Raw genomic sequence first — 15,750 nt, forward strand, 5'->3', positions numbered from 1 at the left:
GCAAGACAGGGGGGAGCATGGAAGAGTTGCCTGCGGTAACTGCGCTTCGGGCGCTATCGGTGTTTTCTGCAGACCAGGCCGGCGCCTATCGCGAACACTTTGCAATTGTTGCCGCGGTGCTCGGCTACGACGTTGAGACAAAACTCGGCCGGTACTTGTCTGGTTGGGCGCGCGACGGTAATCCAGGCCTGGTCATCCTTACGGGCAACGCAGGGACAGGCAAGACGGCAGCGGCAGAGGCATACTGCCGGGCTCTAGGCGTGGAACTACCAGTGAAAGATGAGTTGGTCGAGCTTGCGGCCGGGCGATGGGTTCTCAAAGACTTGTCCGGTCTGCCGAACACCGCAGCCCGTGTTGAAGCGATGCGAAATGCCCTGAGTCGCACAGACGATGCGCAAACGCTGATCTGCGCTAACGAGGGCGTTCTCCGCGATGCCTTCTCAGAAATCCAGTCCGAGAAGGGAAAATCAGCGCTCGACATTGCTCTGCGCCAAGGCGCACATAGCGACAGCGGCCTCACGATCGTTAATGTAAACCGCCAGCGGCTTACAGGGGAATCTCTATGGCATAACCTCCTCGACTACGTGACTCGCGAAGAGCTTTGGCTCGGGTGCGACGGTTGCCCCTTCAACGAAGGCGGTTGTCCGATGCGCAGCAATGCCGAACAACTCAGACGAGCCGATGTGCGAGAGCAGTTGCGAACGCTAATTCGTCTAGCGTCTGGGGAAGCTGTTCCAACAATCAGGGAGCTGCTGGCGATACTCGCATGGGGCATCGTAGGAAACGCATCATGTACGCATGTGAAGAAGCGAAACCGAGATCTGGGTCCGGAAGCCTTCACAGCGACTGACGGCTATTTCTCCCGAGTGGTGGGAGGCGGAATGACTACCGCCGCCGCGGAACGTTCCCCACTTCTGACCGCGATACGCCGCGCTGGGTTGGGGTCAGTGAGCGATTTGCAGGTTGATGGCTGGCTCCGCGATGCGAACGGTGCACCCGAGGGCGTAAGGTTCATCGCCGGCTATCCCGAAGGCGGCGGGCCGGGCGGGCCAAAGCGCTCCAGGCTCGCTGGTACACGCTCCCCCTTGGATCGAGTGCAAACGACACAGCACGAGATGACTTTCTACGAGCTTGGCGAAATGGTGAGCACAGACGAGGATCCGATTCGGGTTGAGGACGGACTCAGTGCCCTCTTTCGCGGCGATGAGCTGACGCATACGCCCGCTCAGTCGCTCTGGCGGCAGCGCATGTATTTCGAAGCGTCATCCGATCTAGGAGGAAATTCCCGCGCCAGCAGCCGACTGCTCAGTTACGGGCACGTCCACGATTTGTTCGACTTAGCCGCTCGAGCGGCCAAGGGTGCCGACACGGTTATGGAACTCACAGAACTCGTGCGGGGCCTCAACTTCCTCGTAACCGGCTTCGCTAGCGCGGACGAGGGTCTCATTGTCTCCGATCCGGCTTGTTTGTTCGCGCGTGATCCGGGTTCCTTCCGGCCCGCTAGTCCATCCCTTGTCCACGGGATCATTCCTGTCGAGCGGCTTTCGATCGAAATACCTGATCAGGGACTCGTTAACGAGATTATCGACGTCGACCACATCGAGGTGAATCTCCTGGTCGACAAAGACCACCGCCTCGGACTCCGTATTCAACCCAGGATGTACGAAGCGATACGTGAGGCCGCAGAGTACCGCGGACCTGTCGGCCAGGGAGTGGCTGAGATGAACGATCTCCGTGGCTTCTACGGCCGGTTGGCACAAGAGTTCCCTCCTGCGCCCGAGATGCGCATCGCAGACCCGAAAGCTAATCCGCCGGGCCTAATCAAGATCACCCTTCCACGGTTCATACCGGCGAAGGGCGGTGTCTGAGCAGATGGCCGTTCAGAGCAATACTCAGCAGTTGACCCCAGGAGCTATCGCCAGGGAACTTTTCTGCATAGACCCAGACCGTGACGAACGCGCTCCGCAACTCTGTGCGGAGACACTGCTTACCTTGGCCGCTAACGACTACGGCCCATGTTCGGCTGACTCATTGAAAAGTCCTAAGAAACAACGCTTCGCGATACGCAGCCTCGCTGTGAAGACCAATTTCCTGGCGGGGCGATTCGAAGGACATGCTGGCGGCGATCAGATGACTCCAGCTGAATACGGGGCGCTCTTGGCTTCGGCGCAGGAGATCAGAGGATCTTCGCATCTCAAACTGGCTCAGCAGATGTTGGAAGGCTTAGTTGATCCCGACACTCAGCACGGTCAAACCGGCGCATGGCTGCTCCGGCCGTTCCATGAGTCGCTGTTGTGGTACGACGCTCGGACAGAAAGCTCGAACCGACCTGGATACACGGTCCGGAAGGTGAACATTCGAGGAACCGGGATCACCCTCGCCAGATTGCTCGTCGATCCTCCGGACAAGGAATCAGCCGAGCTAGGGAGAGCCGCGGTTGCAGCGATCAAGGAGGCGTTGACCGCTGCTAGCCCCTTAGCGGAGATCAGTGCAAAGCTCGAAGGTGCTCTTCCGCGCGGACAGTCCTACACCACCGCGCCGGCGCTGCAGGACGACGAACGAGAAGCGTGGGAGCGCGGGGCAGACGATCGACTGAAGGATTTCGCGCGAACGCTCTGCCGGCATGCGGCAGGAGTCATGCTGCAGCATGGCGCCAGTCCGCCTGCTCGATTGTGGCAGCTGAGAACAATCTTGGCCCTTGATCTAGCGGTGCACATTCTCAGAACCTCCTGGGAGGTAACCGAGACTCCGGAATCAGATCGCTATCTGCTGCTCAGTTTCGGCAATTCCCCAAGAGCAGCAGACGCAGTTCGGCAGAGGTCCGAAGAGTCCTACCGCCGGGCCAGGATCCGTCTCGGAGAGGCGACTGTGCAGACGCTCGCACGGCGGATGCACGAATTGGCAGAGCCGTCGACCGTGTGGTCCGGTCACTTCGAGAAGCGCAGCGTGCTTGGCAATGTGGCCGACGAAAATAGTGCTGCCAATCAGCTTGCGCGCCTGCCGATTGATGCGACCCGAGAAGACTTCTTGCGGATCGCCCGCGCCGCCGTGGAAGTTGCTTCATACGGCCGAGCTTCCGAGGACGGCTTCCGCGTGCTCTTGGAATCCGTTGGAGCGCTGGTCGGGACAGGCCAGTACCGCTTCCTAACCGCGAGCCCCGACCTCCTCGCAGCGATGGTTGGAGCGCTTTCGGCTGAGATGCCGCTTTCCAGTCGCGAATTCTTCGCTGCAATCAGACGTGAATGGGGCTTCGTGACCAATCAGGAGTCAGCGGCGGGTACCTCGCTTACTGCGCAACTCGATGGAGCTGGACTCGAGCACAACGCCCGCAGGGCAGAGATGCTGATGAGCGATGCAGGACTAGCGGTAGGTCTGTCCGACCGCACGACGATGGTCGGCGAACTGGCAGCGGGGGTTGTGTCGTGAGTTTGAGACTGGGCGCCGCGCTTGCCGAGTACCTCAGGTTGAACCTGCAGAAGGGGGAGCGCAACTTCGTCCTGGTCGAGGGAGTCTCATCGCGTGTAGCTTCGGGAATGGTGAGCGAGTGGGACGAAGCTCTACCTCGGCTGGCGGTTGTGGCACCGGACTCGTCGCGATTTGGTTCAAACTCTCTTACCGACGTATCCGGAACACAGCTGCGTAACGCAGTGGATTCGAACGGTGTTGTTCTCGTCCTCTGCGACGGGGAGCAGGTTCCGGACCGGCAGGGCATAAGCCTTTTCGAATCGGTTTCTCCCAGCGTCCTTTTGGAGAAGCCCCAAGGCATGATCCTGCTGTGTCAACAGAAGCCAGTCGTTGATCCAGACGGCGCGGTCCGGGCCGTCCGTGATGCGATCGTTCAAGCCGACATCGCGACCCGGCCCAGTCCTACTGCTGTCGCCGCATTCCTCGACAAGGTCGCATCGGGGACGGAACCGCTTGACGCACTTCCACTCCTCGGCGCCTTTGTTGACAGGGTAGCTGCCGGTGAGCGCGCAGAAGTTGGCCGCATTCTTGACAATCTTCGGTTGGCGGCCAAGAGGACGAGCGAGGATCTACTTCGGCCTAGTGCCTTTCCAGACTTTCGAAAGCGGGCTGAGCGAGTTCTCGGAAGTCGGCCTTCGCTGAAAGGCAATGGCTCTGCGATTCAATCTGCGACTGACTCGATCATGCGAAGTCTTCAGTCGGGAAGCTCGGATCTGCTCCGCGAGTTGAGTTTTAGCGAGGCTCGGGAAATTTTTGAGAAGCGCAGCGAGTCGCTGGCGGCGACGGTGGTGCGGGAGCTGGCGAGCTATCGAGACGGCCTGGATCCGGACAACTACGCCACGGGACTGCCCTGGGAATCCTATGAAAATTGCGCACACAGCTTGGGTCGCGGCGCCGAGCAGCGGGCTGCAGCGCAAGAACTTTGCGATCTGGATGACGGTCAGCGCAAACAGCTCTTCCACAAGCCCACGCGCACGAAGCTTGAAAGGCTGCTTCGGGACAAATCAGTCAACGGAAGCAAGCCATCCTGCCCGGAGGCCGCTATCGTCCGTGCCACCCAGCAGCTAGGCGGCGCGATCGCGCGCGTTCAGTTGCTGTCGCCTTCCGCCCCTGCGCTCAATACCGCGGCGGCAACAAACCAATCTGGTGCTGGGCGAATCCTCACCATCGCTTGCACACGTTTGAGGCTCGGAGGTCTGATGCGCCTCTGGGACCGCCACGGGGTCGAAGTTGACGGGCTTCTGCTGCGCCCAGCTGACGATGAAGAGGATCTTGGCGACGTACTGGCGGCCTTCGGTGATGCCGGCCTATCTGAAGGCACGTCACTGCCGCCGCTGCAGGTTCGAATCCACGACTCCGAGGGCAGTACCGTACAGGTCGATTGGCGGCCGGACCTAGACGACTTGGGCCTTCTGCGCGCGGCTCTTCTTTTCGCCAGCGATGCGCCAGCACTGACGCTTTCGATGCCGAAGGACCCGAGTCTCAAAGAGTTCTGCGGGTCAGAACAACCTGAACTCGTGCAGCCCGTCCCGCCACCTCTGCTGCCCTTGGCGCACGCATTACACACCACTTCGAGAAACGCGCTAGAACGGGGACTTTCGCCGGAGTTGCTGCGCACCTGGGCGGATGCGTGGACTGCTGAGGTTGACAAGCAACACGACAGCGAATCCGACAGCACGATTGCACAGGCCTTGACGCTTGCCGGCGGGGTGCTTCGAGAGGGTGTGTGCGCGGCACTCACAGGCTTCGCGCCGATGAAAGCCGAATGGCTCGCTCAACAACTCGAAGCGCTCTGGGCGCTCCTCGTCGATCCCGCAGGGCGACCTGGAAAGTCGGAAATCCCCGATGCTGCGCAAGCTTCGACAGGTATCGCACGTGCTACTGCGGCTCACCATCCTGCGCACCTTCGGCTCCGAACTGAAGACATCGCTTTGTTGCCCTCAAGTGAGGGAAGATTCTGGAGCCTCTACGGCGGCAGTTCGACAAGGGACGAGAGCGGCTTCGCAGATGAAGCTCTGAGCTCTGTTATTACCCAGTTGCTCACTTTGCAGCCAGAAACCGCGGGACACCTGCGCTGTATGAGTTGGGGCCCCGGAGCCGCAGACCTAATCATCGCTGAAGCTACGCGCTGAAACGCCCTGGTTCTGCCGGAGGCTCGGGCTATTGGATTTCGACCAGGTGTTGGTCGCTCCGTTGGGCATCGTAGAACGTGGCTTCGAACTCAGCGGGCGGGACGTCGTTGAGGTAGCCGTGTAAGCGGTTGGTGTTGTGCCAGAAGACCCAACTGAGGGTGGCCAGCTCGACGTCCTCGACGGTCTTCCACGGCCCGCTGCGGGCGGGACCGTAGATCAGCTCGGCCTTGTAGTAGCCGTTCACCGTCTCCGCCAAGGCGTTATCGAAGCTGTCCCCGATCGAACCTATAGAGGGGACCGCGCCGATCTCGGCGAGCCGTTCGCCGTAGCGAATGGAGGTGAACTGCGACCCAGCATCGGAGTGACATCTCAAGCCCGCCAACAGGTTTCCGCGCGACCAGCGCGCCATCTCCAACGCGTCGAGGACCATCGAGGTCCGCATATGGCCGGCCACCCGCCAGCCCACGATCATCCGGGAGTACGCATCGACGATGAAACACGCGTACGCGACGCCGGCCCAAGTCGGCACGAATGTCAGATCCGTCACCCAAAGCTGGTTCGGCGCGGTCGCGGTGAACTTGCGCTTCACCAGATCGGGGTGCCGCGCAGCGCTGGCATCTGGCTTCGTGGTCTTGACCCGTTTACCGCGCCGTGCCCCGCAGATACCGGCAGCCCGCATCAACCGGCCCACCTGATCGCGGCCCACGTCGTGGCCATTTCGGCGGGCGGTCTTCCACAGTTTGCGGGCCCCGTAGACGCGGTAGTTGTCCTCCCAGAGGGCCACCAGGGCGGCCCCAGTTCGGCGTCACGTTGCGCGCGCGCCGACGGACCGCGGGACTTGGCGTCGTAGTAAGTGCTCGGGGCCATCACCACGCCTGCCGATCGCAGGACGGTGATGATGGGCTCGACCCCGAACTCGCGCTGGGCGTCGATGAAATCGACTATTTCTTGTGTTGGCGGTCGAGCTCCGCCCCGAAAAAACTGGCCGCACGTTTCAGTATTTCGTTGGCACGCTTGAGTTCTCGGATCTCCTGCTCGAGCTCTTTGATCCGTGACGACTCCGCGCTGGACACTCCCGGAGCGCATCCTCGTCAATATCGGCTTGACGCACCCAGGACCGCACCGACTCCACCCCGTAGCCGAGTTGGCGGGCCACCCGCGACACGGTTCCCTGCTCGGTCCCCAACTCGGCACGCAGAGCCCGGACCATCCGCACCGCAGCGGCCTTCTCCTCCGGGCTGTAACGACGCGCCGTGGGCTTCCCGGCAGACTGTTCCTTCGGCATACCTGCATCCTCGTTTCCAAGGTCAGGAGCCTCCGGGATTTCCAGGGCGTTTCATCGGAGTAGATCGCGCGTGCTGTGGCGAGATTTCGGCATGCTCTCGATGGCGTCCTTGCCGACGGCTACACGGCTGCGCCGGATGGACAGGGTGTCACCGTCGAGGGCCGACTGGCGGATGGTGAGGACTTCTGACCGGCGCAGGCCGTAGCAGCTGAGCAGCCAGCAGGCGAACAGGCGGTGGTTGCGTACCGATGCCCGGAACTGCTCGACTTCGGCGAGAGTCCAGGATTTGGCGGTCGCGGGTGCGTCCTCGGGGATCGGGTCACAAGGGCGTTCCACCAGCGCGATGACGCCGCGTGCCGGTGGTTGGTCGGGTTTGGTGTTGAGCGTGTAGACGGCGCGCTTTACCCGGATCACGCGGTCGGCTCGTAAGCAGTCCAGATAGGCAGGTGTGCGCATCGTGGTCTGGGAATGCTGCGGCGATGTCGGCTGCCGCGATGCCCTGCGGGTGGGCGCCGATGAGCGCGGTCATGCGGGCCCCGCACATCGGTTGTCTCCTTCGACGTCATCGTCGCGCGCTGCCTTGGTGGCCAGAACCTGGGTATTGTTTACCATCCCTAGCTGTGGGCCCCGGGTTTCACGATGCGTCAAACAGGGAACAGACGCCGAGGTTCAGTAGCGAGCCCAACAACTTGATGAAGTCACCCGGCAACGGAACGAGAACTTTCATGAGCCAGCCCGTCGCCGAGCGCGAATCCGAATACGCAGACGTCCTCGACCTGTTTCGCCACCTGGCGACATTGGACGCCGATACAGTGGCTTTTCAGCGGCAACGGGACGCGATCGTTGCGCGTTGCCTGCCCTTGGCCGACCACATCGCCCGCCGATTTGCCAATCGCGGTGAGCCGCTCGAGGACCTCGTCCAGGTGGCCCGCGTCGGGCTGATGCAGGCAGTGAAGCGTTTCGATGTCGAAACCGGCTCCGACTTCCTGTCGTTCGCCGTCCCCACGATGATGGGCGAGGTTCGCAGGTACTTCCGTGACCACAGCTGGTCGTTGAAAGTCCCGCGTCGACTCAAGGATCTGACCGTTCAGCTCAACCGGGGCAGGTCAGAACTGTCCCAGACACTCGGGCGCGCACCGACGGCCACCGAGCTCGCCAACCACCTCGGGATGGATCGCCAAGAGATCGTCGACGGCCTTGTCGCGGCGAGCGCCTACGGCACGCAGTCCACGGATGTTCCCGTTCGGGCCGATGACGGGCAGCGGCCGCTGTCGGAGCGACTGGGCAGCGTTGATCCCAACATGGAGAATGTTCTGAACGTGGAGACGGTGCGGCCGCTGCTGGCGGCATTGCCGGAGCGCGAGCGAACGGTCTTGGTGTTGCGGTTCTTTGAGAACATGACGCAGTCTCAGATCGCCGAGCAGATCGGCGTTTCGCAGATGCATGTCTCGCGCATCCTGTCCAAGGCGATCGCCGGCATCCGCAAGCGGATGGAAGACGCGGAGGCGGCATCGCCCACGCTGCCGATCTCGCCTCGCCGCGCACAGATGGCGTCTCGAGACATTCCAGGCCCGGGTGCAGGCACGGTCGAAAAGGCCAAGGCAACCCGGCATTCCAAGTCAAGGAGGACCGGCGCCGTCGCGTGATAACCCGTCATCGGCAAGCTTGTATCCCGGCGATGACCTCTTGGCCTGGTATCGCAACAGCGTGTATCTGACCGCGACCGTGCTGAACAGTCTTGACCCCGATACGTCGGCCTGGACGTGCGGACGACGAAAGACCGCGGGATTCATCAGGCACCGCGTCGCGCAGGAAAGTGCTGTGCACTGCTGGGATGCCACCGATGCCATTGGAGCCAATGAACCCATCGAACAGACGCTCGCTGTCGAGGGAGTCGACGAGTTTGTCGACGAGGTGCTGCCTGGTCCGTCACGCCTCATTCCGGCGTGCGGGCAGGTCGACGTGACAGTGCGAGCGCCGATATCCGATCCACTGCTGTCCCTGTGGTGCCGCCGCTCACCCGACCGAGTTCATGTCGAGGGCAATATTCTTGCGCCGCAATGCTTTCTGCGACGCGTTGAATTCTGAGGTAGTTGCTTGGGGTTCGTAGGGTCGGCACCACCTTGAGCCGGCACGTTCGCCGATGTGACTGCGGTACGCAGCTGGCTCGCCGAGGCGACTGAGGCCAGCTCGGCGTAGTGCGCGTCAGATCCGTCGGCTGCGATGTCTACCACTGCAATGTCAGTCCCGCCAAGCCAATTCGACTCGGCGAGCGGTTCTGTGGCGTGCCGCATCCGACGTGGCGCGTCCTAGTTGAGTTTCAGCTGCGAGCACGCTTGGCGCAGGGCGGCCGTGGCATCAGTGATGAGCCGTACCGCTCGCACAGTGTCGGATTCTGCGGCGTTCGCGGGCGCTGGGATTTCTGCTGGATTTGCTTCAGCACGTTGCGCCTTGGCCGACAACGCCGCGCCCTCGGCCCACTTGCCCAACTGAATCTCCAAGTCCTGGGCCGCCACCGAGGACTGGGCGGAACGGATCTTGTCACCCATCGCCGACTCCAGGTCAGCGATGGCGACTCTGGCGGCACGTTACGAGCGGAGCTGTGAATTTCCTGTCGCCTCGCGCGAATGTTCCCGCACCACCGGTGCTGCGTGTGATGGCGCATAGTTCCGCTATGACACTCCTCGCCGCGGTGATCGTGGTGGTCACTCTCATCGTGATGACGACCGGACGACAACCGGCGGTACTGGCACTCATCTGCGCGCTCGTGGTCGCCGGCCTCGCGGGGATCGCCACCCCGGCCCAACTGTTCGGAGGGTTGAGCAACGGCGGTGTGATCACGATCGCGGCGATGCTCGTCATCGCCAAGGGAGTGCGGCATACCGGGGTGATCACCCGCGTCACCTACCGCTTGCTGGCCGGCGTGCAGAGCTCCGGGCAGGTTCTGCGCCGCCTCGTCCCGCCGGTCGGGATCGTCTCTGCGTTGATCAACACCACCCGATCGTGGCCATGCTGATCCCCGCCACCAAGGAATTGGAACAGCAGTCCGGCGTTCCCGCCCGAGGCGTGCTGCTGCCCATCGCCCATCCGACCACCCTCGCCGGTTCGGCCCTGATCGGCACCAGCTCTAACCTGCTGATCGCCGGGCTGGCCGCACCAGCCGGCGTGGACATCAAGATGTTCTCGTTCGTGCCGATCGCGGTGCCCGTCGCACTGATCGGGTGGCTGGTGCTAGTGATCGCGGCACCGCTGATGCTGCGGGGACGCCCCGAGCGGTCCGCGCGAAAGCTGGACTGGCGCGCTGAGATTCCGGTGGCCGCCGGTGCCAACGCGGTGGGACGCAGCGCCGCCGAGCTCGGGGTCAGCACTACCTCGGAATTCGAGTTGGTCGAGATCCAGCGCTGGGGCGACGTCATCGGCCCGGACGGCATCGTGGCGGCCGGCGATGTTCTCATCTACCGCGCCACCGAGTCCGGTGTTCGGATGCTGTGGGGCAGTATACGTTTCGGGCACGCGAACCAGGAACTCTATATAGTGTCGATCGCCGACGACGAGTCGGCGAGCATACGTGATCTCGAGGAAGAGGAGGCCGTGCAGGTGATCGCCGCGCAGTCCACGAAGCGGCTGCGCGACACGGCGGCATTGCCAGGAGAAATGTGCCTTGTCACAACGAGTTCGGTGACTGCTCTCGCTGACCATTCGCTGGTCGGGCTGTGGCAACAAGTCGCGGGCAAGGCTCCCCAGACCGCCAAGACGTGGACCGCGGTGGCGGTTCTGGCCATGTCGACCGGAAGCACGGTCTTGGTGATGCTGGTCATCGCGATCGTCACGACGGTGCTGACCAATGTCGTGACCAATGCGGCGGCCGCGGCGATCCTCACGCCGGTGGCGCTGACCGTCGCTGCTTCCACCGGTCTGGATCCTCTTCTGCTGCTCACCCTGATCGGCACGTGCATCTCGTTCACGTTCCTCAACCCATTCAGCCACCAGTCCAACCTGATGGTCATGAAGCCGGGTGGATACAGCATCGCGACATTCCTGCGATTCGGCATTCCGCTGACGGTGGTCTCGGTGGCGGCGGCATTCGGTGTTGCCTGGGCGAATTCGCTGTAGTCACCCGGCGCAGATATCGCGCTCAGGAATCGTGCAGGTCGGTGCCGACCTGCATCACCGTCTCCTGGTCGCACAACCCGAGGTTGGCAGCCAGCTGGGCGGCCTGCCTGGCGTCGAGTACCAGATGCAGCGGAATGCCTTCAGCCTGAAGAAGTTCCGCGTGTTTCCGCAGCTGGTTATTGCGTTCGTCGGCCTCTGAGCCGACCTGTCTGATCAGGGCCAGCGCAACCCGGCCGGGAAATGCGCGTGCCATCTCCTCGTAGATGAGGGGATCGCGCTGACCACTGTCGCCGACCAGCACGAACCGCATACTCGGGTAGGCCTTGAACAGTCGGCGGACTGCCGCGCGCTTGTGCTCGGCACCGCTACGCCTCAGATACCGCTCGGTCGGACCCCAGTCGGTAAGGAACATCGGACCCGATGGGAAATCCCGCAGTTCGACGAACTGATCCAGCATCGAATAGAACGACCAGCTGCCGGTGGACACGTAGAAGAACGCCGGCTCCGGACGGGGCTTTCCAGTGCGCCCGGGTACGCCCCGTGCCAGTCCGCGATACAGCGCCGACATCCCGGGAATCGCGCTGCGCTGCTCCACATCACGCAGCAACGTGCGGGCCACCATCGTCAGGCCCTCGGTCAAGCCGGTGAGCAGGATCGTGTCGTCGATATCGGAGATCACCAGGAACGGCGCGGTCAACGACGGCTTGATCACCAGCCCCGCACCCACGGTCGGCTCGTCGCCAATCCCCGCAACAACAGCTTCGGCCGGGTGCCAGCCGGTGCGCAGCTTCGGCACGGGCAGCGAGAAGTTGGCGAAGCCGTGTGCGTCGGTGACCTCGGTGGCCCGGTGCCGACCGACCCGTAACTCGACCTGCGCACCGACGATCGATAATGCGGCATGCCGGCGCAGATTGCTCTGTGCGACCTCCCAGTACGGGATCCGGCTGTCGCCCGGGAGCTCCGGGGTCTCGAAGACCCGAACCCGGACCTTGGCCACGTTGTCGGTGACGAACCCGCGATAGACCAGCACCCGGACACCGCGAAAGGCTCCGGACTGCACCTTGTAGTCGCGGCGCCGCTCGGTCAACTTGCCTTCCAGGCCCGCTACCACCGCGGCGGCCTCGGGGCTGCGCAGCTTCGCGGTCAGATCCGCGGCGATCCAACGGGGGAGTCGGGGCATGAGTTCTACAGTACGAATACCGATGAGGACGGGTCGATGGAACTGCCGGACAGATTCGCGAGCACCGCGGTGTAGCCCGCCAGGCCCGAACCGCGGTCGGAGGAATCGGCGGCCGCGGTCCCAACCGCGTGGGGAGCAGCCAGTGACAGTCCGGCCGCGAACACCGCGGCGCCGATACGCGCTCACCCCTTGACGACCGCCATCAGACCCCCGACCGCCGACACGTACAGACCGTTGCTGAGTGACCGCACTTCTGCTGGCCACCAGATCGGTCTGGGTCGTGACGACGTAGTGCCCGCTGATCGACGCCTTGGTCAGGTCGACGGAGTTGGCCGCCACGAGTTTGGCGCAGCACTCAGGGCTTCCTGGTGTGGCGGCGTTGGTGGGCAGCGCGCCGGAGCTGGCGGTGGGGATGCCGGCCACCGGGAGGGCGGCAAGCGCGGCCACGGCGACCGACCAACGGCGCCGTGGCTTGGCTAACCGGTGTCTGCCGCGGGCGGCTCTCTACCTGGCCAATTCCGGCGAATGAACACCGTTCACTCTCTTGGCGTCAGCGAACGTCCACGAGCGCCGAGTCGCCGCCGGGATGTTGCCGATTCGGGGGCTCAGTCCGCTTTGGCGATGAGCCGCTTGAGTGCGGCCCGGTCGGGCTCGAGCAACTCGGTGATCCGGTCGTGATTGACGTCGGCAACGATGATCTCGCCGACGTCCTTGTGTACATCGCTGAAGATGCCGTGTGCCTTCATCTTGTCGGCCTGATAGATGTTGTCCTCGGTAGGCGTGACGTAATACACCGCGTCGGCCTTGAACCGATGCACCATCCATAGGTGGATCAGCGTCATCAGGCGCTTCTGGCGCAGCTTCTCGGCGTAGGTGTTCTGGTCGCGTACCGTGAGGATGCTGCGGCCGTGCCGGTCCTTGATCGGATCGACGAGCACGTTCGCCAGCAGCTCCTCCTCGCCACCATCCTCGCGGGTGCCCCAGATGCCGAGCTCGAGCACCTCGCCTCCGGCCCGGCGTGGCCGCAATGTCACCCGTAGCTTTTCGCCAAGCTGATAATGCTCGTTCCAGAGCGCCAGCCACTCTTCGAGGAGCTTCTTGGGCACCTCGGTCTGCACCAGATGCTGGTGTTGTGTGGAGCCCTTGCCCATGGACTTTGTGGTGGCGGTACGGCCAGACGACGCGGCCAGCGCCGCATCGCTGCGCGGCCCACCCACCAGTGTTTGTGGTGTGCGGTAGGGAGATTCAACCAGCCGCATCTTGCGCTGTAAGCGGGCAAGCGCCAACATACCGTCCTGGCGCAGGGCGGTGGCGAACTCCTCGGCGGCGACCCCGTCGATCTGATGACCGCCGTAGGTCATGAAATTGAAGACGAAGCCCATCTTGGCCAGCTCTTCGGGGAAGGCGCGCATCTCTTCGTCGCTCATCCCGGTGGTATCCCAGTTGAACGAGGGGGAGAGGTTGTAAGCCAGCATCTTGTCCGGGTAGACAGCATGCACGGCTTCGGCGAACTCGCGGGCGTCCGCAAGGTCTGCGGTTTTGGTCTCCATCCACAGCAGATCCGCAAATGGCGCTGCCGCAAGAGATTTCGCGATGGCATACGGGATACCGCCGCGCACCTGGTAGTAGCCCTCAGGGGTCTTGGCCCGCTCGGGATCCCAGGGTGCGTCCACGCCCAGTTCGCGGGCTTTTTCCCGGGCCGCGTACAGCGACGCGGTCTTGGCGAAGGTGAGCCAATCGGCTGCGCTCATCTCGTGCGGTTCGCCCTCGCCCTCGCGGAACTTCAACAGCTCGGCGACCGCGTCGCCATAGGTGTCCAGCCCGGCGTCATCCTGCCAGGCGTCGACGAACGTCGACTCGACCTTGTCGAAGAGGGCGTCGAGCGAGTGCTCCTGGCCGTCGCGCCAGGCGGCGGCCTGTGCGGCGATCAGCTCGAAGATGCCCTGGCGCTGCAGCCATGCGTCCGCAATGGCGTACTCGCCGTCGGGCAGCGCGTAGAGCAGGTGCCCGTTGAGTTCGGTCACCCCGGCCTCGTAGAAGCCCCGCACCATCGCCAGGAAGCACGACTTGTACGGGGGGACCTTGAGATTGGTTGCCCCGAGCAGGAACGGCTGATCGCGTTCGTCGGCCCGGCTGTCGATGAGGTTGGCGGCCTCGGCATCGGTGCGGGCGACGATGAGGCCGGGCACGTTCATGATGTCGAGCTGGAAGCGGGCGGTGTTGAGCCGCTTGAGCTGTTCGTCGGACGGCACCAGCACTTTGCCACCCTGATGACCGCACTTCTTGGTGCCGGGGCGTTGGTCCTCGATGTGATAACCAGGCACGCCGGCCTCCACGAATCGCCGAATAAGGTTGCGCACGTGGGGATCTCCACCGTGGCCGGTGTCAGCGTCGGCGACGATGAATGGCCGGTAGTCGACGGCGGGTTGCGTCGCGCGCTGTTCGGGCGTCATCTGCAGGCGCAGGTACTGCTGGTTACGGTCGGCGGTCAGCAGCGCGCGCACCAGCCCGGCCGCTTCCTCGGGCACCTGGCTCAGCGGGTAGCTTGCGAGATCGGGGCCGGGATCCTCGGTGACCGAACCCTTGGCCGACGTCGCCCAGCCGCCGAGGTAGATGCCCTCGATGCCCATCCGTTTCATCGTCACCGCCTGGCCCGGCGAGTACGGGCCGAAGGTGGTGATGCTCTTCTTGACCGCGAAGAGTTCGCGCAGGCGTTTGTGGAAAGCGGTGGCGGCCTCGCGGGCGACGGTGTGGTCATTCGGGATCGTGCCGCGCTGTTCGACGACCTGCCGTGCGGTGTAGAGCCGAGTGATCCCCTCGAACCGCGGGCTGTCGAAGTACTGCTGTGTCTCGGCGACCTCACGGTCGAACGGTGACTGGGTCGCTGAGTCCGCTTCGATGATGGACATAGGTCGCACGCTCCTCGCTGAGCTGGTTTCCGCGGGTGCCAACCCCCGACGGCGAGTTCGATTATCCCAGCTCCACCTCCGGCACGAGTGGGTTTGGCGCACCCGCACCGCCGACATCGGCAATCACCATTGCGGCTAGTTGGGCCTATCGCGTTCACCCGGGCTCCAAAATCTGGACGTCGGCCGACGTCTCCTTCACTGCCAGCCCGGACCTGCGGGGTGCGCTGGACAATCTGGTGACCACAGCGCACTCGCTGAACGCTCAGCAGAAGGACATCGACGACCCGCCTGCTCGACACGTACAGCCCGGAGCTGTTCTGCAGCCTGTGCACCATTGCCCAGGTGTAGCCCGCCGCTTTCGAAGCCTTCGGCGGCAACGGCTGTTCGCTTAGCACCATGACCGATATTCGCTTAGCGCCATGACCGAGATCCTCGGCGCCCCCAATCCCGATGTCTACCCGGACAGTTTGCGGTGAACAAATGGTCGGGGCGGGCCTGGTGGCGCGCCCGGGTGCTGGCAGACGATCGACCGTAAATTCTGGCCGGCGCGGCCCTACCTCGTGGTCGATGATGGCGCGGCGATTGCGCCAGACGACCACTTCGAACTCGGCCAGCCGCTGCTCACCGAATAGGTGTGGGGCCGTCAGGTCGGGAAGAACACCATCA

11 protein-coding genes, 3 pseudogenes and 1 other annotated feature are annotated in these 15,750 nt (G+C 63.4%); of the genes and pseudogenes, 8 read left to right on the top strand and 6 right to left on the bottom strand.

Annotated features, from left to right (window positions below):
- Window positions 1-17 precede the first annotated feature (17 nt).
- Genes G6N13_RS18670 through G6N13_RS18680 form a run of 3 tightly spaced genes read left to right on the top strand, consistent with a single transcriptional unit; the run spans window position 18 to window position 5,597 of the window.
- On the top strand, window positions 18-1,868 hold the full coding sequence (locus tag G6N13_RS18670) for an ATP-binding protein (RefSeq protein ID WP_197746807.1): 1,851 nt from the start codon (window positions 18-20) through the stop codon (window positions 1,866-1,868).
- A complete protein-coding gene (locus G6N13_RS18675; protein WP_235677816.1) occupies window positions 1,861-3,426 on the top strand; it encodes a hypothetical protein in 1,566 nt (521 codons plus the stop codon). Before G6N13_RS18670 ends, G6N13_RS18675 begins: the two co-directional genes overlap by 8 nt.
- Entirely contained in the window at window positions 3,423-5,597 is a 2,175-nt protein-coding gene (locus G6N13_RS18680; RefSeq protein ID WP_179965015.1) for a hypothetical protein, read from the top strand. The genes G6N13_RS18675 and G6N13_RS18680 overlap by 4 nt, the downstream gene beginning before the upstream one ends.
- Before the next feature lie 28 nt (window positions 5,598-5,625).
- Here the strand turns inward: G6N13_RS18680 and G6N13_RS18685 are convergent.
- Both G6N13_RS18685 and G6N13_RS18690 read right to left on the bottom strand, forming a co-directional pair.
- Window positions 5,626-6,882: pseudogene (locus G6N13_RS18685) on the bottom strand (IS3 family transposase).
- Window positions 6,456-6,584 (bottom strand) — a sequence feature (AL1L pseudoknot). Its footprint overlaps the pseudogene before it by 129 nt.
- A gap of 51 nt (window positions 6,883-6,933) precedes the next feature.
- Window positions 6,934-7,338 (bottom strand): site-specific integrase, encoded by a 405-nt coding sequence (locus tag G6N13_RS18690; RefSeq protein ID WP_179965016.1) that lies wholly within the window; start codon window positions 7,336-7,338, stop codon window positions 6,934-6,936.
- A 269-nt stretch (window positions 7,339-7,607) separates the two neighbouring features.
- Here G6N13_RS18690 and G6N13_RS18695 point away from each other — a divergent pair.
- A pseudogene (locus tag G6N13_RS18695) lies at window positions 7,608-8,378 on the top strand (SigB/SigF/SigG family RNA polymerase sigma factor); the annotation flags it as partial.
- The gene (locus G6N13_RS25360) at window positions 8,326-8,970 is read left to right on the top strand and encodes a maleylpyruvate isomerase N-terminal domain-containing protein (protein WP_163699357.1); all 645 of its coding nucleotides are present in this window, start codon (window positions 8,326-8,328) and stop codon (window positions 8,968-8,970) included. The pseudogene G6N13_RS18695 and the gene G6N13_RS25360, both read left to right, overlap by 53 nt.
- 221 nt (window positions 8,971-9,191) lie before the next feature.
- Here the strand turns inward: G6N13_RS25360 and G6N13_RS18705 are convergent, their stop codons facing one another.
- Window positions 9,192-9,431, bottom strand: a complete 240-nt coding sequence (locus tag G6N13_RS18705; protein WP_163699359.1) for a hypothetical protein — start codon at window positions 9,429-9,431, stop codon at window positions 9,192-9,194.
- A gap of 125 nt (window positions 9,432-9,556) precedes the next feature.
- Here G6N13_RS18705 and G6N13_RS25365 point away from each other — a divergent pair, with 125 nt between their 5' ends.
- Window positions 9,557-9,898 carry an SLC13 family permease gene (locus G6N13_RS25365; RefSeq protein WP_235677817.1) on the top strand — a complete coding sequence of 114 codons (342 nt, stop codon included), beginning with the start codon at window positions 9,557-9,559 and terminating at the stop codon, window positions 9,896-9,898.
- Complete coding sequence (locus G6N13_RS18710; protein ID WP_407663940.1) at window positions 9,892-10,995, top strand: SLC13 family permease; 1,104 nt, start codon at window positions 9,892-9,894, stop codon at window positions 10,993-10,995. The genes G6N13_RS25365 and G6N13_RS18710 overlap by 7 nt, the downstream gene beginning before the upstream one ends.
- A gap of 22 nt (window positions 10,996-11,017) precedes the next feature.
- Here G6N13_RS18710 and G6N13_RS18715 read toward each other — a convergent pair whose 3' ends face one another.
- The 3 genes from G6N13_RS18715 to aceA all read right to left on the bottom strand — a co-directional run bounded on the left by G6N13_RS18715 (window position 11,018) and on the right by aceA (window position 15,084).
- Window positions 11,018-12,175 (bottom strand): App1 family protein phosphatidate phosphatase, encoded by a 1,158-nt coding sequence (locus tag G6N13_RS18715; RefSeq protein ID WP_163699362.1) that lies wholly within the window; start codon window positions 12,173-12,175, stop codon window positions 11,018-11,020.
- Window positions 12,176-12,180: 5 nt separating this feature from the next.
- Entirely contained in the window at window positions 12,181-12,339 is a 159-nt protein-coding gene (locus G6N13_RS18720) for a hypothetical protein (protein ID WP_163699364.1), read from the bottom strand.
- A 441-nt stretch (window positions 12,340-12,780) separates the two neighbouring features.
- Entirely contained in the window at window positions 12,781-15,084 is a 2,304-nt protein-coding gene (aceA, locus tag G6N13_RS18725; protein WP_163699366.1) for an isocitrate lyase ICL2, read from the bottom strand.
- 185 nt (window positions 15,085-15,269) lie between these two features.
- Between aceA and G6N13_RS25370 the strand changes: the two are divergent.
- A pseudogene (locus tag G6N13_RS25370) lies at window positions 15,270-15,716 on the top strand (MCE-family protein MCE1A); the annotation flags it as partial.
- Window positions 15,717-15,750 lie beyond the last annotated feature (34 nt).

Source organism: Mycolicibacterium sarraceniae (genome assembly GCF_010731875.1).
GTDB lineage: Bacteria > Actinomycetota > Actinomycetes > Mycobacteriales > Mycobacteriaceae > Mycobacterium > Mycobacterium sarraceniae.

Excerpts from the sequence above, each read along its gene's own strand:
- G6N13_RS18670 (WP_197746807.1), top strand. The coding sequence starts at position 18 with ATGGAAGAGTTGCCTGCGGTAACTGCGCTTCGGGCGCTATCGGTGTTT.
- G6N13_RS18690 (WP_179965016.1), bottom strand. The coding sequence starts at position 7,338 with ATGCGCACACCTGCCTATCTGGACTGCTTACGAGCCGACCGCGTGATC.
- G6N13_RS25360 (WP_163699357.1), top strand. The coding sequence starts at position 8,326 with ATGTCTCGCGCATCCTGTCCAAGGCGATCGCCGGCATCCGCAAGCGGA.
- G6N13_RS18705 (WP_163699359.1), bottom strand. The coding sequence starts at position 9,431 with ATGGGTGACAAGATCCGTTCCGCCCAGTCCTCGGTGGCGGCCCAGGAC.
- G6N13_RS25365 (WP_235677817.1), top strand. The coding sequence starts at position 9,557 with ATGACACTCCTCGCCGCGGTGATCGTGGTGGTCACTCTCATCGTGATG.
- G6N13_RS18710 (WP_407663940.1), top strand. The coding sequence starts at position 9,892 with ATGCTGATCCCCGCCACCAAGGAATTGGAACAGCAGTCCGGCGTTCCC.
- G6N13_RS18715 (WP_163699362.1), bottom strand. The coding sequence starts at position 12,175 with ATGCCCCGACTCCCCCGTTGGATCGCCGCGGATCTGACCGCGAAGCTG.
- aceA (WP_163699366.1), bottom strand. The coding sequence starts at position 15,084 with ATGTCCATCATCGAAGCGGACTCAGCGACCCAGTCACCGTTCGACCGT.